This window comes from Stenotrophomonas africana (assembly GCF_013004645.1).
GTDB lineage: Bacteria > Pseudomonadota > Gammaproteobacteria > Xanthomonadales > Xanthomonadaceae > Stenotrophomonas > Stenotrophomonas africana.
Window position 1 is genome coordinate 318,348 of sequence record NZ_JABEME010000001.1, and the last position, 17,718, is coordinate 336,065.

Annotated in this window: 17 protein-coding genes; 7 read left to right on the top strand and 10 right to left on the bottom strand. The window is 66.7% G+C overall.

Annotated features, from left to right (window positions below; all coding sequences use genetic code 11):
• Positions 1-480 precede the first annotated feature (480 nt).
• Positions 481-1,353 carry a DMT family transporter gene (locus tag HLA98_RS01740; RefSeq protein ID WP_057500150.1) on the bottom strand — a complete coding sequence of 291 codons (873 nt, stop codon included), beginning with the start codon at positions 1,351-1,353 and terminating at the stop codon, positions 481-483.
• Positions 1,354-1,468: 115 nt separating this feature from the next.
• Between HLA98_RS01740 and HLA98_RS01745 the strand changes: the two genes are divergently transcribed.
• Positions 1,469-2,413: a LysR substrate-binding domain-containing protein gene (locus HLA98_RS01745; RefSeq protein ID WP_057500151.1), complete on the top strand. Its 945-nt coding sequence runs from the start codon at positions 1,469-1,471 to the stop codon at positions 2,411-2,413.
• 68 nt (positions 2,414-2,481) lie between these two features.
• A complete protein-coding gene (locus HLA98_RS01750; protein ID WP_005408721.1) occupies positions 2,482-2,775 on the top strand; it encodes a hypothetical protein in 294 nt (97 codons plus the stop codon).
• Positions 2,776-2,806: 31 nt separating this feature from the next.
• On the opposite strand, the gene HLA98_RS01755 is transcribed toward HLA98_RS01750, so the two are convergent.
• On the bottom strand, positions 2,807-3,586 hold the full coding sequence (locus HLA98_RS01755; RefSeq protein ID WP_170272456.1) for a DUF4349 domain-containing protein: 780 nt from the start codon (positions 3,584-3,586) through the stop codon (positions 2,807-2,809).
• Positions 3,587-3,618: 32 nt separating this feature from the next.
• Positions 3,619-3,975 (bottom strand): GFA family protein, encoded by a 357-nt coding sequence (locus tag HLA98_RS01760; RefSeq protein WP_049446638.1) that lies wholly within the window; start codon positions 3,973-3,975, stop codon positions 3,619-3,621.
• Between the two features lie 112 nt (positions 3,976-4,087).
• Here HLA98_RS01760 and HLA98_RS01765 point away from each other — a divergent pair, with 112 nt between their 5' ends.
• Positions 4,088-5,896: a DUF885 domain-containing protein gene (locus HLA98_RS01765; RefSeq protein ID WP_057500152.1), complete on the top strand. Its 1,809-nt coding sequence runs from the start codon at positions 4,088-4,090 to the stop codon at positions 5,894-5,896.
• 84 nt (positions 5,897-5,980) lie between these two features.
• Here HLA98_RS01765 and HLA98_RS01770 read toward each other — a convergent pair whose 3' ends face one another.
• On the bottom strand, positions 5,981-6,217 hold the full coding sequence (locus tag HLA98_RS01770) for a hypothetical protein (protein WP_049446642.1): 237 nt from the start codon (positions 6,215-6,217) through the stop codon (positions 5,981-5,983).
• Positions 6,218-6,381: 164 nt separating this feature from the next.
• Here HLA98_RS01770 and HLA98_RS01775 point away from each other — a divergent pair, with 164 nt between their 5' ends.
• Complete coding sequence (locus HLA98_RS01775) at positions 6,382-7,380, top strand: polysaccharide lyase (protein ID WP_057500153.1); 999 nt, start codon at positions 6,382-6,384, stop codon at positions 7,378-7,380.
• A 10-nt stretch (positions 7,381-7,390) separates the two neighbouring features.
• On the opposite strand, the gene agp is transcribed toward HLA98_RS01775, so the two are convergent.
• The 3 genes from agp to HLA98_RS01790 all read right to left on the bottom strand — a co-directional run bounded on the left by agp (position 7,391) and on the right by HLA98_RS01790 (position 12,127).
• A complete protein-coding gene (gene agp, locus HLA98_RS01780) occupies positions 7,391-8,602 on the bottom strand; it encodes a bifunctional glucose-1-phosphatase/inositol phosphatase (RefSeq protein WP_057500154.1) in 1,212 nt (403 codons plus the stop codon).
• A complete protein-coding gene (gene smrA, locus HLA98_RS01785) occupies positions 8,599-10,431 on the bottom strand; it encodes a multidrug efflux ABC transporter SmrA (RefSeq protein ID WP_057500155.1) in 1,833 nt (610 codons plus the stop codon). Before smrA ends, agp begins: the two co-directional genes overlap by 4 nt.
• A 133-nt stretch (positions 10,432-10,564) precedes the next feature.
• Positions 10,565-12,127, bottom strand: coding sequence for a serine hydrolase (locus HLA98_RS01790; protein ID WP_057500156.1), 1,563 nt, complete (start codon positions 12,125-12,127; stop codon positions 10,565-10,567).
• A gap of 110 nt (positions 12,128-12,237) precedes the next feature.
• On the opposite strand from HLA98_RS01790, the gene HLA98_RS01795 reads away from it, so the two are divergent.
• Genes HLA98_RS01795 through HLA98_RS01805 form a run of 3 tightly spaced genes read left to right on the top strand, consistent with a single transcriptional unit; the run spans position 12,238 to position 14,491 of the window.
• Positions 12,238-12,681, top strand: a complete 444-nt coding sequence (locus HLA98_RS01795; RefSeq protein WP_057500157.1) for a VOC family protein — start codon at positions 12,238-12,240, stop codon at positions 12,679-12,681.
• On the top strand, positions 12,678-13,493 hold the full coding sequence (locus HLA98_RS01800; RefSeq protein ID WP_057500158.1) for a DUF72 domain-containing protein: 816 nt from the start codon (positions 12,678-12,680) through the stop codon (positions 13,491-13,493). The genes HLA98_RS01795 and HLA98_RS01800 overlap by 4 nt, the downstream gene beginning before the upstream one ends.
• 50 nt (positions 13,494-13,543) lie before the next feature.
• On the top strand, positions 13,544-14,491 hold the full coding sequence (locus HLA98_RS01805) for a DMT family transporter (RefSeq protein ID WP_057500159.1): 948 nt from the start codon (positions 13,544-13,546) through the stop codon (positions 14,489-14,491).
• A gap of 30 nt (positions 14,492-14,521) precedes the next feature.
• Here HLA98_RS01805 and HLA98_RS01810 read toward each other — a convergent pair whose 3' ends face one another.
• The 3 genes from HLA98_RS01810 to HLA98_RS01820 all read right to left on the bottom strand — a co-directional run bounded on the left by HLA98_RS01810 (position 14,522) and on the right by HLA98_RS01820 (position 17,715).
• Positions 14,522-15,682, bottom strand: coding sequence for an AAA family ATPase (locus tag HLA98_RS01810; protein WP_057500160.1), 1,161 nt, complete (start codon positions 15,680-15,682; stop codon positions 14,522-14,524).
• 122 nt (positions 15,683-15,804) lie between these two features.
• Entirely contained in the window at positions 15,805-16,875 is a 1,071-nt protein-coding gene (locus HLA98_RS01815; protein ID WP_057500161.1) for a sensor domain-containing diguanylate cyclase, read from the bottom strand.
• Positions 16,876-16,992: 117 nt separating this feature from the next.
• The gene (locus tag HLA98_RS01820) at positions 16,993-17,715 is read right to left on the bottom strand and encodes a pseudouridine synthase (protein WP_049445038.1); all 723 of its coding nucleotides are present in this window, start codon (positions 17,713-17,715) and stop codon (positions 16,993-16,995) included.
• Between the last annotated feature and the right edge of the window lie 3 nt (positions 17,716-17,718).

A 17,718-nucleotide genomic window follows, 5' to 3' on the forward strand; every position in this document is an offset into this window, starting at 1 on the left:
CGTTCCGCCGGCCGCGAGCCGGTGCTGCGCACCGGTGCCCTGCGCTCCTCGGCCCGTCGAGGGACGGCGCGGGAACTCGCTGCGCTCAGACACCCGCGCCTCTTCGCCCTCGCCGGACCTGCGGTGCTCGGCTCGCTCAAGGCGGACCCAAGATCAAAGGCAGAAGCGGTCGCTTCGCTCGCCGGGCCCGGCCCGGCACTACCAAGCATCGTCGTGCAGCTGTGGCTCTTGACCTTGGGTCCGCCTTGAGCGAGCCGAGCATCGCAGGGGAATCAGGGGCGAAGAGGTGCCGATGTCTGAGCGCAGCGAGTTCGGCACCGTCCCCTGATTCACCGAGAAGCGCAGGGGACCGACGTGCGAAGCACGGCGGCTCGCGACCTGGCGGCGCGTTTCTTTTGGTTACTTTTCTTTTCGCGCGAAAAGAAAAGTGACACCCATGAACAGTGAAGCACCTTCAGCACGTGCCACGCGCTAAACGCCTCAGCTCTTCTGGCTCACCGCCACGCTACCCAGGATCAACGCACCCGCAATCAGCATCTGCACCGTCACCGCCTCCCCCAGGAACAACCACGCAAATGCCGCGCCGAACAGCGGAATCAGGTAGGTCACCGTCGACGCACGTGACGGGCCGATGCGGCCGATCAGGCGGTAGAACATCAGGAACGCCAACCCAGTGCAGGCCACGCCCAGGGCAATCGCCGCGCCCCACGCCTTGCCCGGAATCGCCGCCTGCGGCCAGTGACTCACCGCCATCGGCAGCATCCACAGCGAGGCGCACGACAGCGTTGCCGCAGCCGCGGCCGCCGACGGCAGGCCGGTCATGTGCCGCTTCACCAGGTTCACGCCCAGGCCGTACAGCAGCGAAGCCGCCGCACCAGCCAGCACCGCGGTGCCGATGCTCAGGCCGGAGACCTTGGCCGTGGCCAGCACCACCACGCCGGCAAAGCCGACCAGCAGCGCACCGGCTCGGCGCATGCCGATCTTTTCACCGAAGAACAGGAACGCGATCAGCGCGGCGAACAGCACGGTCATCGCATTGCAGATCGCACCGATCGCGGCCGGCGCCTGTTCGGCGGCATAAGCAAACAGCACGAACGGCAACGCCGAGTTGATCAGGCCGATCGGTGCCAGCCACAGCCAGCGCCGCGGCGGGAACTGCGCGCGGGCGCGCCACAGAAACGGCAGCAACACCAGCGCGCCCAGCACCAGTCGCACCTCGACCAGCGCGAACGGGCCGAACGACGGCACCGCCACCCGCATGAACAGGAACGAGCAGCCCCAGATGGCGCCCAGGAGGGTCAATTCCAGCGGTGTGCGCCAGTCGCGCTCGGCCGCCTGTGGGACCGCATTCATGCCTTGCCTCCGTACATCGTCAATTCCTCGCCAAGACGGATAGGATCAGGCGCAGACGCCCGCCGCACAAGCGCGTAGTATCGCTGCCAGCCACAAATATGGTTTGAGGCTCGACATGCTGCTACGCCCTTCCCTGCTACCCGCACTGGCCGTGTTCGCGGTCGCGGCGCGCCACCAGAATTTCGCCCAGGCCGCGCAGGAGCTGCACCTGACCGCCAGCGCGGTCAGCCACCATGTGCGCCGTCTGGAAGAAGTGCTGGAAGTTCGCCTGTTCCTGCGCCACGCCCGTGGCGTACGCCTGACCGCCGAGGGCCGGCAGCTGGCCGACGCCGCCAGCGCTGCCTTCACCGATGTCGCGGCCGTCGCTCATCACCTGCAGCCTGATGCCGACAGCGTGCCGTTGCGGATCACTACGCTACGCTCGCTCTCATACTGCTGGCTGCTGCCACGGCTGCCGCGCTTCACCCAGGCCTACCCGCACATCCGCATCGAGCTGCATACCGGCAGCGGGCTGGATCGCTATGACGACAACGGCCCGGAAGTGGGAATCCGCTATGGCCTTGGCCAATGGCCCGGCCTGCGTGCGCAGCACCTGATGGATGACTACCTGTTCCCGGTCGCCTCGCCGGCACTGGCCGGGGTCGAAACGCTGGTCGATCCGGCGCGCATCGCCGACCTGCCGCTGCTGACCGATCTGTCACCGCAGGGCTGGCGCGACTGGTTCCGCCACGCGGGCGTGCGCCCGCCGTCGCCGCTGCCACCGATGCACACCTTCGCCGACAGCACCGATGCGATGCGTGCAGCGGTGTATGGCATGGGCGCGGTGCTGGCGCGCACCCACATCGCCCAGCCCTATATGCAACGCTACGAAGTGGTGCGCCTGCCCGGCCCGGCGCTGAAGGCGCGCTATGCGTATCACGTGGTGCATGCCGAAGGACAACCGCCCAGCCCCCCCGCACGCCTGTTCATCGACTGGCTGCTGGAGCAGGCGCAGGACGAACGCACGCCGATTCCCGCATTGCCGGACAGCCTGCTCGGGCGCCCGGCCACACGCGCCTGACTGCACCCTCACCCGTTCTTTGCCCGGCGCTGGCTAGGCTGAAGGCAACTCCACAACGTACCTACGCCATGGCCATGCTGCGACTGCGCATCACCGGAACTGAAGACGACGCCCGTGCCATCAGCGACCTGCTGCTCGGCCTGGAGGGCATCGAGCATGTCGAGGAAACCGACGACCTGATGCCGCATATGGACGACGACGATTCCAGTTCGGCCGGGCTGTCCGACGACATCGGCCCGGGCATCCATGAGCTGGAAGTGGAAGTGGGCAATGAAAGCACCGCGCAGAAGGTGCGCGACGCGGTGCAGGAACTCGCGCTGGAGCTGGATGTGTTCGTCGAGTACGAGACCGACGAGGGCTGATGCCGGCAGGCTACCGGCATCAGCCTTCACCTCAGAGGTTGGGGGGTAGCTTGCGACGACGGCGACGCCACCACGCCCGCACACCCCAGGCCGCGATCAAAGCCAGCACCGCCACCGGCAGCAGCGCGGCAACCGCGCGGATCAGGAACGCCACGCTGGTGCTGAGGATGCTGCCCGACTCGCTCAGCGCCTCACCGATTTCGCTGCGGCTGCGTTGGCCCGAGGTGGTGTCGAAATGGATCGTCACCAGCTGGGTATCGATGCGTCGACGTTGCTGCGCTGAATCCTTGTTGGCCTGTTCGACGCCGGCTTCGATCTCGGACAGGCGCGTGGTGATCGCCATCAGGTCCTCGATCTTCAGGTCCTTGCGATCCTGGTAGGACAGCAGCCGCGCGTGCTCCTTCTCCAGCCGTGCCTTGGTCAGTGCCGTATCGGCCACCGCCTGAGCGAGGTCCTCGGCGCGCGTATTGCGTGACTGCAGCTTGCCCCCTTCACCGGCCAACGCGATCAACGGCTCGGTGCCCTTCGGTGCAATCCGCACCTTGACCTCGCCACTGGGCTGCTCGCCACTGCGCTGGTCGACCTGCAGCACCGCACAGTCACCGAACTTCGCGCTCTGGCAGGCCTGTGCCACCTGCTGGATGCGCGGTGCGATCTCTCCCGCTTCCAGCTGCACCTGCACGTCGTGTTCGTAGGCGAGGAATGCGCCTTCCGGTGAAGCAACAGCAGCTTCGGCGGCAGTGGCGCCCGCATCGGCCGCGCGCTCACCATTTTTTGCACAGGCTGCCAGCGCCAGCAGCAATACCGGCATCGCTGCCACGCGCGCCCACGTACGCACCGGCCTCACAGTGCGGCTCCGTCGTAGGAGGTCACTGCCAGCGTGGCCAGATTCACTGCAGGCACGCAGCGCACGTTCACCGCCACCATCGGCGTACCGCTGCGCGGATCCACCGCCTCGCTGTAGGGGGCAATGCCGCACTCGCGGCAATGGTGATGATTGATGTGCGCCTTGTTGAAGTGATAGGTCGCCACGTCCGCCGGGTCGGTGCTCAGCTGGAACGCCGCGCGCGGGGCGAACCACAGCAGGCCGCCCCGGCGGCGGCACATCGAGCAGTTGCAGTCGATGACGTCGCTGATCGGCGCCTCGGCCTGTACGGTGAATGCGATCCTGCCGCAATGGCAGCTTCCCTGGTATTGCATGTCCTGCGCTCCGCTGGAGGGTCCTTGTCTGCGCCCATGGTAATCCTATGGCACGGGGACAAAGCAGCCCCGGGGCCCTATGCTCGGGGTTTGCCCCTGTACAGGAACGCCGATGCGCCCGCATCTTCTTGCCCTCGCCCTGGTCGCCGCCCTGGCCGGTTGCCAGCCGGCCGACGCCCCGACCAACGCTTCCACTCCGGCCGCCAGCCAGCAGGCCAGTGACGCGGCGGTCGATGCCGCCTTCGCCGATCTGTCCAAGCGCGCCCTGGACACCTGGATGCAGCTGTCGCCGGTCAGCGCCACCCAGATTGGTGACCACCGCTACGACAGCGAGCTGGACGACCTCAGTGCCGCCGGCCAGCAGAAGACCGTGGCCGCGTACAAGGCGCTGCTGGGCGAGCTGGACAAGATCGACGTGGCCAAGCTGGGCCGCGAGAACCAGGTGGACGCGGCGATCCTGCGCAACCAGCTGCAGTCGGAAATCTGGAACGCCGAAGTGCTGCAGTCTGGCAAGTGGGACCCGCAGCTGTACAACGGCATCGCCGGCAGCGCGATCTACGGCCTGATGGCCCGCGAGTTCGCGCCGCTGCCGGAACGCCTGAAGTCGGCCACCGCGCGCATGGAAAAGCTGCCGGCGATCTTCGCCCAGGCCCGCGAGAACCTGGATCCGGCGCGCGTGCCGAAGATCCATGCCGAGACCGTGGCCAAGCAGAACAAGGGCATCCTCAGCATCGTCGATACCTTCATCACCCCGCACATCGGCGAACTGCCGCAGGCTGACCAGCAGCGCCTGCAGGCCGCCATCGACGGCCTGAAGAAGGCCGTGGACGAGCAGCAGACCTGGCTGGACAAGACCCTGGTGCCGAATGCCAAGGGCGACTTCCGCATCGGTGCGGAAAAGTACGACCAGAAGCTGAAGTTCGCACTGAGTTCCTCGCTGTCGCGCCAGGAAATCGGTGAGCGTGCACGCGCCGAACTCAAGCGCGTGCGCGAAGACATGTACGGCATCGCGCAGACCGTGCTGAAGGACAAGCCGGGCGCGCCGGAGATGCCGGCCCAGCCGACCGACGAGCAGCAGCAGAAGGCGATCGAGGCCGCACTGGAACTGGCCTACGCCGACAAGCCGGCACGCGACAAGGTGGTCGACGATGCCAAGGCCGCGCTGGAGCAGTCCACCGCGTTCGTGCGCGAGCACGACCTGATGACCCTGCCCGACGCACCGGTGGACATCATCCTGATGCCGGAATTCCAGCGCGGCGTGGCCGTGGCCTACTGCGATTCGCCGGGCCCGCTGGACAAGAACCTGAAGACCTTCTACGCCGTGTCGCCGATTCCGGACGACTGGAACGACAAGCAGGTCGACTCGTTCCTGCGTGAGTACAACTCGCGCATGATCCACCTGCTGAGCATCCACGAAGGCACCCCGGGCCACTACCTGGAAGGCTGGCACTCGGCCAAGTTCCCCTCCACCCTGCGTGCGGTGCTGCGTTCGGGCCTGTTCGCCGAAGGCTGGGCGGTCTATACCGAGCGCATGATGCAGGAGCAGGGCTACCTCAACAACGACCCGCTGTTCCACCTGGTGCAGCTGAAGTTCTACCTGCGCACGATCTCCAACGCGATCCTTGACCAGGGCGTGCACGTGGACAACTGGGATCGCGAGAAGGCGATGCACCTGATGACCCACGACGCGTTCCAGCAGGAAAGCGAAGCCTCGGGCAAGTGGGTGCGCGCGCAGCTGACTTCGGCGCAGCTGCCGACCTACTTCGTCGGTGCGCAGGAGCACTTCGACACCCGCAAGGCGATGCAGGACAAGCTGGGCGACAAGTTCAACCTGAAGGCCTACCACGACCAGATGCTGTCCTACGGCGCGCCGCCGGTGCGCTTCGCACGCCAGCTGATGCTGGACCAGCCGATCGAGTGATCGGGACGGTGTGAGATGAAGCGGAGCGGCCCGGGGAAACCCGGGCCGCTTTTTTTGTTCGCCCCTGCTTGGGCTACTGCCGGGTCAGAGCAGATGGATGTACATTTTCTTTAAGCTCAGCCGCAGATCTACGAAGTACTCGGCACCACAGCCACGACAGGCGGCAGGACAATCCTCATCACTGCCACGCTCGTTTTCCAATGAGCCAGCCACTACCGGGTATCCGCACTCGAAACAGTTGAAAGCCACATGGTTACCATGCGGATCAGCAGGGATCTCGTCACCCTCGCCGTCCATCACGAGAAAATCCGTGATTCTCATCGCCACTCCATCCCGCTGAATTGATGACGACAGACTAGCCAACTCTTGAGCTTCAGGCGCCGCTCCGGCCCTGAATATTTGCAAACCGGGCCTGTGCGGCCTCACAGCTGGCAAACGACTCCGGGCGCATCGTTCGCATCGCCTCCCCGTCCCTGCAGGTTCCCATGCCCTCCCCGGTGCTACGCCTTGGTCTCCTCTCCGCTGCCTTGGCGGCCGCTCCTGCCTTCGCCGCCTGCCCCCCGCCGCCGCCCGGCCAGCCGGACATCCGCGCTCTTGGCTACTACACCGACAAGGTGGGCTCGGTCATCGACCCGGCACTGCAGCAGCAGAACAAGGATGCCACCGCGCCACTGGACCGCTATGCCGCCGACGTGGCGCGCATGAGCGATGACTACCTGCGCAACGGCGACCCGGCGGCGGCGAAATGCACGCTGGCGTGGCTGGGTGCATGGGCCGACGATGGCGCCATGCTCGGGCAGATGATCCGGGTCAACAACGACCAGTCGTTCTACATGCGGCAATGGATGCTCGATGCAGTGGCCATGGCCTACCTGAAAGTGCACGACCAGGCCGATGCCCGGCAGCGAGCACGCATCGACCCATGGCTGCAGAAGCTGGCACGGGCCAACCTGGCGTACTGGGACAGCCCGAAACGGCGCCGCAACAACCACTACTACTGGGGCGGCCTGGGCGTACTGGCCACCGGCCTGGCCACCGACGACGATGCTCTGTGGCAGGCCGGCCACGCGGCATTCCAGAAAGGCATCGATGACATCCAGGACGATGGCAGCCTGCCGCTGGAGATGGCCCGCGGGCAACGTGCCCTGCACTACCACGACTACGCATTGGCGCCGCTGGTGATGATGGCCGAGCTGGCACGACTGCGCGGCCAGGACTGGTATGCCAGCAAGGGCCATGCCATTGACCGGCTTGCCCGCAGGGTCATCGAGGGCAGCAACGACCCGGTGTGGTTCAACCAACACACCGGTGTGGCACAGCTGCCACTGCATGCCAGCGGCTGGGTCGAGTTCTACCGGTTGCGCTCACCCGATGGCGGGCTGTTCGATGCCGCGCATGCACGCGGACCGTTCCATTCCCCACGGCTGGGTGGCGACCTTACGTTGATGGCCACCCATGGCATCGTACGCACACCGCTGCGATAGACCGTTGTTTTCAGCGATGGGCGCGCTGCAGGAGCTGCTGGAACTGTACGCTGCTGCAACCCACTGGATCGCAGCCTGGCAATGGCAGCACGACACGGCCCGGCGGCTGCGCTTCCGTCAACGGCAGCGCATCGCGCAACTGCGCAGTGGTCGGGTAGACGTAGGCCAGGCGGAAACGCCCGCCACCGCTTCGGCGATCACGCCAACGCTCGAACTGCAGCAGGCCGCCGATCGGCGTCTTCTCGTACTGCCCTGGCAGGGTGTAGTCGCTGATTCCCAGCGCGGCGAGCACGGACCCGATGTTGGAGTCATGGCCGACCAGCAGGGTCACCCTCGGCGTTGCCGGGTCTTCGAACAGCGCGCCCAATCGTTCCAGCAGCGGTCCGGCCACATCCCGCGCCACCTCGGGCGTTCCGAACAGGATGTCCTGGTAGCGGTTGCGGATCTGCGCAAGCGCCTGCCATTGCGCCTCGGTGGTCAGCCGACCCCAACCTTCGCGCGGGATGCCACTGCCCTGGTAGTGCTCCATCAACAAGGCATCGACCAGCCCGCTGGCCAGGGCCAGTGAGCCGGAAGCGCGTGGCTCCCTGCCCGACTCCGCACTGAAGGTCGTGTCGGCCGGCATCAGATGGCAATCCCTGCGCCCCGCACAGGCCGCCGACTGCGGATAGCGGGTGATCTCCTCCACCACGGACAGTGCCGGTGCCAGATCGGATGTAGACAACGCCTGCTGCATCGCCGACACCGCACGTGCGCGGAACGCCGCGTCATCGCGGTGGATCACCGGATTGAACAGCGGGTCCATCGTACCCAGTGGCATGCGTTGCTCGACCGCAACATGGCAGCCCGGGAAGGCACCGGCAACGAAGAACTGTGCGGTGGCCTGGGTACGCTGCAAGCTGTTGGCATGGGCGTGGAAGTCAGACGGCTGTGGGCAATCCGAGCCCGGCAACAGCTGCGCCTGACGCAGCCACTGGCCCATGTAGCGGCCCATGTAGACCTCCAGCACGCCGCCCTTGGTGGTCAGCTCGCCTGCCGCCACTTCCCAGCCTGGCCAGCGTTCCGGAGTGGCGTTGGCCAAGGCACCCGACGCCACCACCGGCGCACGCAGGTTATGGCGGCTGAGCAGGACCACCTGCTCGAGCTGGTCGCCTTCCACGGGTGCCGGTGCGGTGGCTGCGGCCGTGGTCGCCAGACTGAGGGCCAGCAGCAGAGCAATCATTGATCGGCAGCCACGAAACCCCCGGTCTGCCGCGCCCACAACCGCGCGTACAGGCCACCGGCCGCAATCAGCTCGGCATGGGTGCCGGTCTCGACAATGCGGCCCTGATCCATTACCACCAGCCGGTCCATGCGTGCGATGGTCGACAGCCGGTGCGCGATCGCGATCACCGTCTTGCCGCCCATCAGCTGATCCAGGCTGTCCTGGATCGCCGCTTCCACCTCCGAGTCCAGCGCCGAGGTCGCTTCATCCAGTACCAGGATCGGCGCATCCTTCAGCAGCACGCGGGCAATGGCGATGCGCTGGCGCTGGCCACCGGACAGCTTCACGCCGCGCTCGCCCACGTGCGCGTCGTAGCCACGACGCCCCTGCCCGTCCACCAGCGTATCGATGAAGGCTTCGGCACGCGCCTTGGCAACGGCTGCGCGCAGCTGCTCATCGGTTGCGTCAGGACGGCCGTACAGCAGGTTGTCGCGGATCGAGCGATGCAGCAGCGAGGTGTCCTGGGTGACCACGCCGATCTGCTGGCGCAGGCTTTCCTGGGTGACGTACGCAATGTCCTGGTCGTCGATCAGGATGCGGCCGCTTTCCAGGTCGTACAGGCGCAGCAGCACGTTGACCAGGGTCGACTTGCCGGCACCGGAGGGACCGACCAGGCCGATCTTCTCGCCCGGCTTCACCACCAGGTCGAGGCCGGCGATCACACCGCCCTTCTTGCCGTAGTGGAAGTGGATGTCCTGGAAGTGCACGCCGCCACGGGTCACCTGCAACGGCACCGCATCCTCGCGGTCCTGCACGGTCAGCGGCTGGGCGATGGTGGTGATGCCGTCCTGCACCGTGCCGATGTCCTCGAAGATGCCGTTGATGGTCCACATGATCCAGCCGGACATGTTGTGAATGCGGATCACCAGGCCGGTAGCCAGCGTGATCGCACCGACGGTGATGTGGCCGCCATTCCACAGCCACAGTGCCAGCCCGCAGGTGCCGGCGATCAGGAAGCCGTTGACGATGGCGATGGTCAGGTCCATGCCGGTGGTGATGCGGGTCTGCGCGCGGTGCTTGACCGCCAGTTCCTGGATCGACTCGGCCACGTACGCCTGCTCGCGGCCACCATGGGCGAACAGCTTCAACGTGGGAATGTTGGTGTAGCCATCGACGATGCGACCCATCGCCTTGGAACGCGCTTCGGACGCAATCCAGGCCCGTTCCTTCGCGCGCGGCACGAAGTAGGCCAGGATCACCGCGTAGGCCAGCAGCCACAGGATCAGCGGCACCATCAGCCGCCAGTCGGCCTGCGCGAACAGGTACAGCGCGGTGCCGGTGTAGACCACGATGTACCAGAGCGAATCGACCATCTGCACCGCCGATTCGCGCAGCGAAGTACCGGTCTGCATCACCCGGTTGGCGACACTGCCGGCGAAGTCGTTCTGGAAGAAGCTCAGGCTCTGCCGCACCACGTAGTTGTGCATCAACCAGCGCGAGCGGTTGCTCAGGCCGGGCACGATGGCCTGGTTGACCAGCAGGTTGTGCAGGCCGACCAGGATCGGCCGCGCGACGACCGTGATGAACAGCATCCAGCCCAGTTCATTGGCGTGGCGCTTGAAGAAATCCGCACCGGGCTGCTCGGCGACCATGTCGACGATGCGGCCCAGGTAATCGAACATCGCCACTTCCACCAGCGCCAGCAGCAGGCCGGCGATGAGCGTGGCCAGCAGCACCGGCCACACCGGGCGCAGGTAGTGCAGGTAGAAGGGCAGCACCTTGCGCGGCGGCATGCGCCCGTCCACGGGCGGGAACACCGGAATCAGGGATTCAAACCAACGGAACATTGCACTCCCTCGCCTCTTGCAAGCGGCGAAGTATCCCACGCCGGATGTGTACGCCAGCCGATGATCGCCGCTCCGCCCCTGGTAGTCGCCCACCTTGGTGGGCGCCGTACCGCATGCCGACCAAGGTCGGCATCTACCGTTCAGTCGGGGTGAACAACAGGTCCTGGAAATCGAAGCTGAAATCGGTCAGGTCGGAGATCGACTGCATGCGCACCTCGCGTACCTTGCCGTCCGGGTCCAGGCTGAAGTTCACGAACGCGTCGGCATTGAGCGAACGGTCGTCCCAGCGCACGATGAAGGTGTCGTGCTGCCAGTGCTCCAGGCGTCCGCTCAGCTGCGCGGTCTTCATGAAGCGCAGGCGCAGGCCCTTGCCCTCGGCACTGATCTGCATGTCGCCATACCAGCGGTCACGGAAGGTGCCGGCGTAGCCGGCCAGTGCCAGCGACGGCTTGCTGCCCTTGTCGCGCGCGCTCTGGTGCTTGGCCCAGGCCTCGTCGGCCTTGTCCTGTCCCTTGGCCACGGCCTTGGCATAGGCGTCCACCCAGTCGTGCTTCTCGCCGCCCAGATAGGCATCCAGCACGCTCAGGGTAATCGCGTTGAACGCCGCGCCCACTTCCTGGTTGGTCAGTACCACCACGCCCAGCTTCTCGCCCGGCACCAGGGTCAGCCGCGAAACCATGCCCGGCCAGCCACCGGTGTGCCAGACCAGCTTCTGCCCGCGGAAATCGCTCAGGCTCCAGCCTTCGCCGTAGCCGGCAAAGTTGGCCCGCGCCGGCGCCAGCTCCGGCACGCTTGGCGCCGGGATCGACTGCGGCGTGATCGTCCGCCACATCTGCTGCTGGCTCTTCTCGCTGAACAGCGCGGTGCCATCGGCCAGCTTGCCCTCAGCCAGCTGCACCTGCATCCAGCGCGCCATGTCGTGCGCACTGGAATAGATGCCACCGGCGCCGGCATTGTTCGACCAGGTCAGTGGTGAAACGGTGCGCAGGTCCTTGAAATCGTATTTGGCGTGGCCGACCGCAGCCTTGTCGCCCGGCTTCAGATGATCGGCGTTGTAGCGTGTGCCGGCCATGCCCACCTTGTCGAAGATGCGGGTCTGCAGGAACTGCTGGTAGCTCATGCCGGAGACATGCTCGATCACCTGCTGGGCGACTGCGTACAGGATGTTGTCGTACGCATAGCTCTCGCGGAAACCGCCCTTCAGCGGCACCTTGCCCAGCCGCTCCACCACTTCGGCGTTGCTGTAGGAGGTGGTCGGCCAGAACAGCAGGTCACCGGCGCCCAGGCTCAGCCCGCTGCGATGCGACAGCAGGTCGCGGATCGTCATCTGGCCGGTCACGAACGGGTCGGACATGCGGAACGACGGCAGGTGGTCGATCACCTTGTCGTCCATCTTCAGCTTGCCATCCTCGGCCAGCAGGTTCAGCGAAGTGGCGGTGAAGGCCTTGGTGTTGGAAGCGATGGCAAACAGCGTATCGGCCTGCACCGGCTCCGGTTTGCCCTGCTCACGCACGCCCCAGCCACGCTCCAGCACCACCTCGCCATCCTTGACTACCGCCACGGCAATGCCGGGCACGTCGAACTGCGCGCGCACGCGCTCGACAGTCGCATCCAGCTCCTGCAGCTGCGCCGGGGTGGCAGCGCTCGCCATGGTCGTGCACGCCAGCAGCACGGCTCCTCCAATCCAGGGTTTCATCCAGCACGATCTCCGAACAGGGGTGGCGGCCATGTGCAGGCCGTCACCGGGGTTTCGCGGGATGGTAACGGTCTGCGGCGCACCCTGCCCTGTGCCATAGGAGGGGTGTCATGGGCGGGAACGGCCAACCGAGCAACGGCTCCACCATCATTCCGTGCCTGCGCTATCGCGACGCGCAGGCCGCCATCGACTGGCTGCAACGCGCCTTCGGCTTCCATGCCCAGGCCGTGTATGCCGACGGCGATACGGTATTCCACGCGCAGCTGACCTTCGGCAGCGGCATGATCATGCTCGGCTCGGCCAGCAATCAGAGCGCATGGAGCGAACACGCGGCGATGCCCGATGAGGTCGACGGCCGCCAGACCCAGAGCGCCTGTGTGATCGTCACCGATGCCGATGCCCACTATGCGCGGGCGAAGGCCGCCGGTGCCCGCATCGTCATCGACATCGCCGACCAGGACTATGGCGGGCGCGGCTACGCCTGCGCCGACCCGGAAGGCTATCTGTGGTGGTTCGGCAGCTACGACCCGTGGCGCGCGGACCACGGCCAGTGACCACGGCCTCCCGACAGGCCGCGATCCGCTGCGGCATCGGTGGCTGGGTGTTTCCCGAATGGCGCGGCGGCGTTTTCTACCCCGTGGGCCTGCCGCAGCGTGAAGAACTGGCCCATGCCAGCCGTGCCCTGCGTTGCATTGAAATCAACGGCACCTTCTACCGCACGCCCACCGCGGCGCAGTGCGCGCAGTGGGCCGCACAGACGCCGGAAGGCTTTCGGTTTTCGATGAAGGCGCCACGCTACCTGGTGCAGCGCCGCGACCTGTCCAGCACCGTAGAGGCAGCCGCGCCCTTCCTGCAGGCGGCGACTGCGCTTGGTGACCGGCTTGGCCCGTTGCTGTGGCAGTTCGATCCACGCCACCCGGCCGACGCCGATGCACTGGGCGCCCTGATGGCGCAGCTGCCGAAGCAGCTGCAAGGAGTGCCGCTGCAGCATGCGCTGGAGGTCCGCAACGCGGAGGCACATGGCCCGGCACTGGTCGACGCCGCGCGCCGCCACGGCGTGGCGCTGGTGATCGAAGACAGTGACGAGGCGCCATTGCATGGCGATGTCAGTGCCGGCTTCGTCTATGCGCGGATCAAGCGCAGCCAGGCCCGCTTGAACGAGGGCCTGCCGGCACCCGTGCAGCAGCGCTGGGCCGAACGCGCGCAGCGTTGGGCGCACGGCGAACCGGTGGACGATCTGCCCTGCCTGGCCGGGCCGGCACCGTCAGAGCCGCGCGAGGTGTACCTGCTGTGCATCGGCGCGGGCAAGGCACGCAACCCGGCGGCGGCGATGGCCCTGCAGCGGCGGGCGGACGCCCCCGGGTAGTTCCCCACGCAGATAGCGCTGCGGTCATCGACTTGCCTCACAATAGGCGGATGAGCACACCCGACACCCGCAAAGCGCTGTGGCAGATCCACTTCTGTGTCCTGCTGTGGGGCGTCACCGCCATCCTCGGCAAGCTGATCACCCTGCCCGCGCTGCCGCTGGTGTGGTGGCGCATGCTGCTGGTGACGGCGATGCTGGCGCTGTTGCCGCGGGTCTGGCGCGGGTTGCGCACGCTGCCCTTGCGCCTGGTGGCAGGCTACGCCGGCATCGGCGCGCTGGTCGCCCTGCACTGGCTGACGTTCTACGGCGCGGTGAAGCTGGCCAACGCCTCGGTGGCCGCCACCTGCATCGCGCTGGCGCCGGTGTTCACGTCAATCATCGAGCCGTGGGTGGCCAAGCGGCCGTTCCAGCTGCGTGAACTGGCGTTCGGCCTGGCGGTGCTGCCCGGTGTTGCACTGGTAGTCGGTGGCGTGCCCGATGGCATGCGCCTGGGTGTACTGATCGGCGCGATATCGGCGCTGCTGGTGGCGGTGTTCGGCTCGCTCAACAAGCGCATGGTCAGCCACGCCGATCCCCTTACGGTCACTGCGCTGGAGCTCGGTGCCGGCACCCTCACCCTGACCCTGCTGGCACCGCTGATGCCCTACCTGCTGCCTGCGCTGGCCAGCCCATTGTGGGTGGTCCCGGACCTGCACGACGGCATCCTGCTGCTGGTGCTGGCCGGGTTCTGCACGCTGTTGCCGTTCGCCCTGGCCCTGGTTGCGCTGCGCCACCTGAGCGCCTACACGGTGCAGCTGGTGACCAACCTGGAACCGGTCTACGCGGTGGTGCTGGCGGTGGTGCTGCTGCGCGAGCAGCACGAGGTCACCCCATGGTTCTACCTGGGCGTGGCGATCATCGTCGGCGCAGTGTTCCTGCATCCGCTGCTCAATCGCCGCAGGCCGGTGCAGCATCCGGAAATCCTTGGCACGGCCGAGGCGCGCAACATCGCCGATTGAGCGCGTCCACGCCGGGCGTGGATGGCTGTATCAACGCCGCGGCCAGTGCCATGCCGGGGCATCCAGCAGGCCCTGCCCACTCAACAGCGTGCGGCCCTGTTCCTTGTGCAGGTGCAGCGAATGACAGCCGGGCGCCTGCTCAAGTGCTGCGATCAGGCGGCTGGCGTGTGAGACCACCCACACCTGGCTGCGCGCACTGGCCGCGATGATCAGCCGCGCCAGCGCCGGCAGCAGGTCCGGATGCAGGCTGGTCTCCGGCTCGTTGAGCACCAGCAGCGGCGGCGGGCGTGGCGTGTGCAGTGCCGCGGCCAGCAGCAGGAAGCGCAGCGTGCCGTCGGACAGTTCGGCCATCGACAACGGCCGCAGCAACCCCGGCTGGTGGAAGCGCAGGGCCAGTCGACCGTCCAGCTCTTCGAAGCCGACCGTGGCGCCGGGGAACGCATCATCGACGCTGCGAGCCAACGCGACCGGATCCCCGATCTCGAGAATGGTCACCCAGGCCGCCGCCAGATCCCGGCCGTCGTGATGCAGCACCGGCGTGCGCGTGGCCATCGCCGGTTGTCGCGCCGGGGCATGGGCGTCGCTGCGGAAATGGTCGTAGAAGCGCCAGCGACGGATGTACTCGCGCAAGGCGATGGTTTCCGGCATGCGCTGCGGATCGCCGACCTGGGTGAACAGACTGTCGAACAGCGACAACCGGTCATCGACCAGATCCCAGCCGCGCGAATGGCGCTGCCGCACCATCGCCCCACGACGATCAACCAGCAGGTTGGCGCTGCGCAGGAACGGCCCGGCCCAGATCGCCTCGGCCTTGATCTGCGGATCCAGCGCAAACGCGGAACGGCTGGGGGGTGGGTACCCCAGGTCGATGGCATAGCCGAACTCGTCGGTGGTGAAGCCCAGCTTCAGCCCCACCGACGCCTGCCGGGGCCCGCCCTGCAGCGGGATCTCACCGGCCGCAGCCCGGCGATCGATGGATTCGGGGCCGGCCCACAGCGCCGAACCGAGCCCCCCTTCGCGGGCCAGCACCGCCGCGACGCCGCCCTGCGCGGTCTCCGCCAGCAGCCGCAGCGCACGGTACAGGCTGGACTTGCCACTGCCATTGTCACCGGTCACCACATTCAACGGCTGCAGCGGCAGTACCAGCCCGTGCAGCGAGCGATAGTGGGCGATGGCCAGGGTCTCCAGCATGGTCGGCATCCGTGGGAACAGATGCGCCATGCTGGCTGGCCAAGGTCGCAGGGGGTGCGACGCGACGGTATTGAATCGGCCACAGCGTCCACGCGTGGCGTGGATCTACCGGGCGGGATGTTTCAGCCCGCCAGCTCCACCCGGTTGCGGCCGTTGCCCTTGGCCCGGTACAGCGCCTTGTCGGCGCGTGCCAGCGTGTCATCCACGCTTTCACCGGGCTGGTACTGGGCCACACCAATACTGATCGTGATCGGGAATCCCAGCGGAAGGTCTGCCACGGCCAGGCGCAGGAACTCGCATTGCAGTTCGGCCGTGCGCAGATCAGTGCCCGGCATCACCGCCACGAACTCTTCGCCGCCATAGCGCGCCGCCATGCCGCGGCCAGCGAAGTGCGAGCGCAGCAGCACGCCCAGCTCGGCCAGCACCCGGTCGCCGGTGGCGTGTCCCTGGAAATCGTTGATGTGCTTGAAGTGATCGATGTCCAGCAGGGCCACGCAGGCCACTCCCGGTTGCCCATCGATCTCCGCCACCGCCTCTTCCAGTGCCACCGCCATCGCGCGGCGGTTCGGCAGACCGGTCAGCGCATCGGTGCGGCTCTGCTCGGCCAGGTCGGCATTCTGCGCCAGCAGCACGTCCTGGTACTCCGACAGCAGGCGCTCGTAGTCATCGCGTTCCAGCATGTGCTTCTGGATGTCGAGCGCGAAACGGCGCAGCTCCATCACCAGCATCACCTGCCGTGACAGAGCGGCCAGTGCCTCGGCCTTGTCGCTGGGCAGCTGCTGCGGATGTGCATCGAACACGCACAACGTACCCAGTGGCAGGCCATCGGAACTGATCAGTGGCGCACCGGCGTAGAAACGGATGTGCGGGTCACCGGTCACCACCGGGTTGTCGTGGAAGCGGATGTCCTGCAGCGCATCCTCGACCACCATGATTTCCTGCGGCTGCAGGATGGCGTGGCCACACATCGATTCGCTGCGCAGGTTCTCTGCCGCGTCGATGCCCTGAATCGACTTGAACCACTGCCGTTCGACATCGATCAGGGTCACCGCCGCCATCGAGGTACCGCAGACCGCCTTGGCGATCGCCACCAGGTCGTCGAATGACTTCTCGCGCTGCGAATCAAGGATCCGGTAGCGGTACAGCGCCTCGAGCCGAAGGGCTTCGTTGGCAGGCTTGTCGGGCTTGATCATGCAGCGTCACATTCCGGCAGGTCACTGCGGAGTCTAGCCGATGTAGCGCCGAGCCCATGCTCGGCTGCACCCGGACAAAAGGGCAGCCGAGCATGGGCTCGGCGCTACAGATGCCGTTTACCAGTCCAGCTGCTTCGGCAGCAGGCCCTGCAGTTCCTGCTCGGTCAGGTTGCGCCACTGGCCCGGCTTCAGCGCGCCGATCTTGATGTTGTCGATGCGCACGCGGCGCAGCTGGGTTACGCGATAGCCGAATTCGGCGGCCATCAGGCGGATCTGCCGGTTCAGGCCCTGCTGCAGGATGATGCGGAAACCGAACTTGGCGATGCGCGAAGTCTTGCACGGCAGCGTCATCTGGTCGTGGATGCGCACGCCGCGCGCCATGCCACGCAGGAACTCATCGGTCACCGGCTTGTTCACCGCCACCAGGTACTCCTTCTGGTGGCCGTTCTCGGCACGCAGGATCTGGTTGACGATGTCGCCGTTGCTGGTCATCAGGATCAGGCCTTCGGATTCCTTGTCCAGGCGCCCGATCGGAAAGATGCGCTGTTCGTGGCCAACGAAGTCGACGATGTTGCCCTTGACCGAGGTTTCGGTCGTGCAGGTGACGCCCACCGGCTTGTTCAGCGCGATGTAGACGTGGCGGCGGGCGCCGGGCTTGCGTGCCACGCGCGCGCGCAGCGGTTGGCCGTCAACCAGCACCTGGTCTTCCTCGCCCACCACCGCACCGGTGCCGGCCGGGTGACCGTTGACGGTGACGCGGCGGGCGGCGATCAGGCGATCGGCCTCGCGGCGGGAGCAGAAGCCGGTGTCGGCGATGTGTTTGTTGAGTCGGGTGGTCATCAC

Bases quoted from the DNA above. Each gene is read 5' to 3' on its own strand.
- HLA98_RS01740 (WP_057500150.1), bottom strand. From the start codon at position 1,353: ATGAATGCGGTCCCACAGGCGGCCGAGCGCGACTGGCGCACACCGCTG.
- HLA98_RS01745 (WP_057500151.1), top strand. From the start codon at position 1,469: ATGCTGCTACGCCCTTCCCTGCTACCCGCACTGGCCGTGTTCGCGGTC.
- HLA98_RS01750 (WP_005408721.1), top strand. From the start codon at position 2,482: ATGGCCATGCTGCGACTGCGCATCACCGGAACTGAAGACGACGCCCGT.
- HLA98_RS01755 (WP_170272456.1), bottom strand. From the start codon at position 3,586: ATGCCGGTATTGCTGCTGGCGCTGGCAGCCTGTGCAAAAAATGGTGAG.
- HLA98_RS01760 (WP_049446638.1), bottom strand. From the start codon at position 3,975: ATGCAATACCAGGGAAGCTGCCATTGCGGCAGGATCGCATTCACCGTA.
- HLA98_RS01765 (WP_057500152.1), top strand. From the start codon at position 4,088: ATGCGCCCGCATCTTCTTGCCCTCGCCCTGGTCGCCGCCCTGGCCGGT.
- HLA98_RS01770 (WP_049446642.1), bottom strand. From the start codon at position 6,217: ATGAGAATCACGGATTTTCTCGTGATGGACGGCGAGGGTGACGAGATC.
- HLA98_RS01775 (WP_057500153.1), top strand. From the start codon at position 6,382: ATGCCCTCCCCGGTGCTACGCCTTGGTCTCCTCTCCGCTGCCTTGGCG.
- agp (WP_057500154.1), bottom strand. From the start codon at position 8,602: ATGATTGCTCTGCTGCTGGCCCTCAGTCTGGCGACCACGGCCGCAGCC.
- smrA (WP_057500155.1), bottom strand. From the start codon at position 10,431: ATGTTCCGTTGGTTTGAATCCCTGATTCCGGTGTTCCCGCCCGTGGAC.
- HLA98_RS01790 (WP_057500156.1), bottom strand. From the start codon at position 12,127: ATGAAACCCTGGATTGGAGGAGCCGTGCTGCTGGCGTGCACGACCATG.
- HLA98_RS01795 (WP_057500157.1), top strand. From the start codon at position 12,238: ATGGGCGGGAACGGCCAACCGAGCAACGGCTCCACCATCATTCCGTGC.
- HLA98_RS01805 (WP_057500159.1), top strand. From the start codon at position 13,544: ATGAGCACACCCGACACCCGCAAAGCGCTGTGGCAGATCCACTTCTGT.
- HLA98_RS01810 (WP_057500160.1), bottom strand. From the start codon at position 15,682: ATGCTGGAGACCCTGGCCATCGCCCACTATCGCTCGCTGCACGGGCTG.
- HLA98_RS01815 (WP_057500161.1), bottom strand. From the start codon at position 16,875: ATGATCAAGCCCGACAAGCCTGCCAACGAAGCCCTTCGGCTCGAGGCG.
- HLA98_RS01820 (WP_049445038.1), bottom strand. From the start codon at position 17,715: ATGACCACCCGACTCAACAAACACATCGCCGACACCGGCTTCTGCTCC.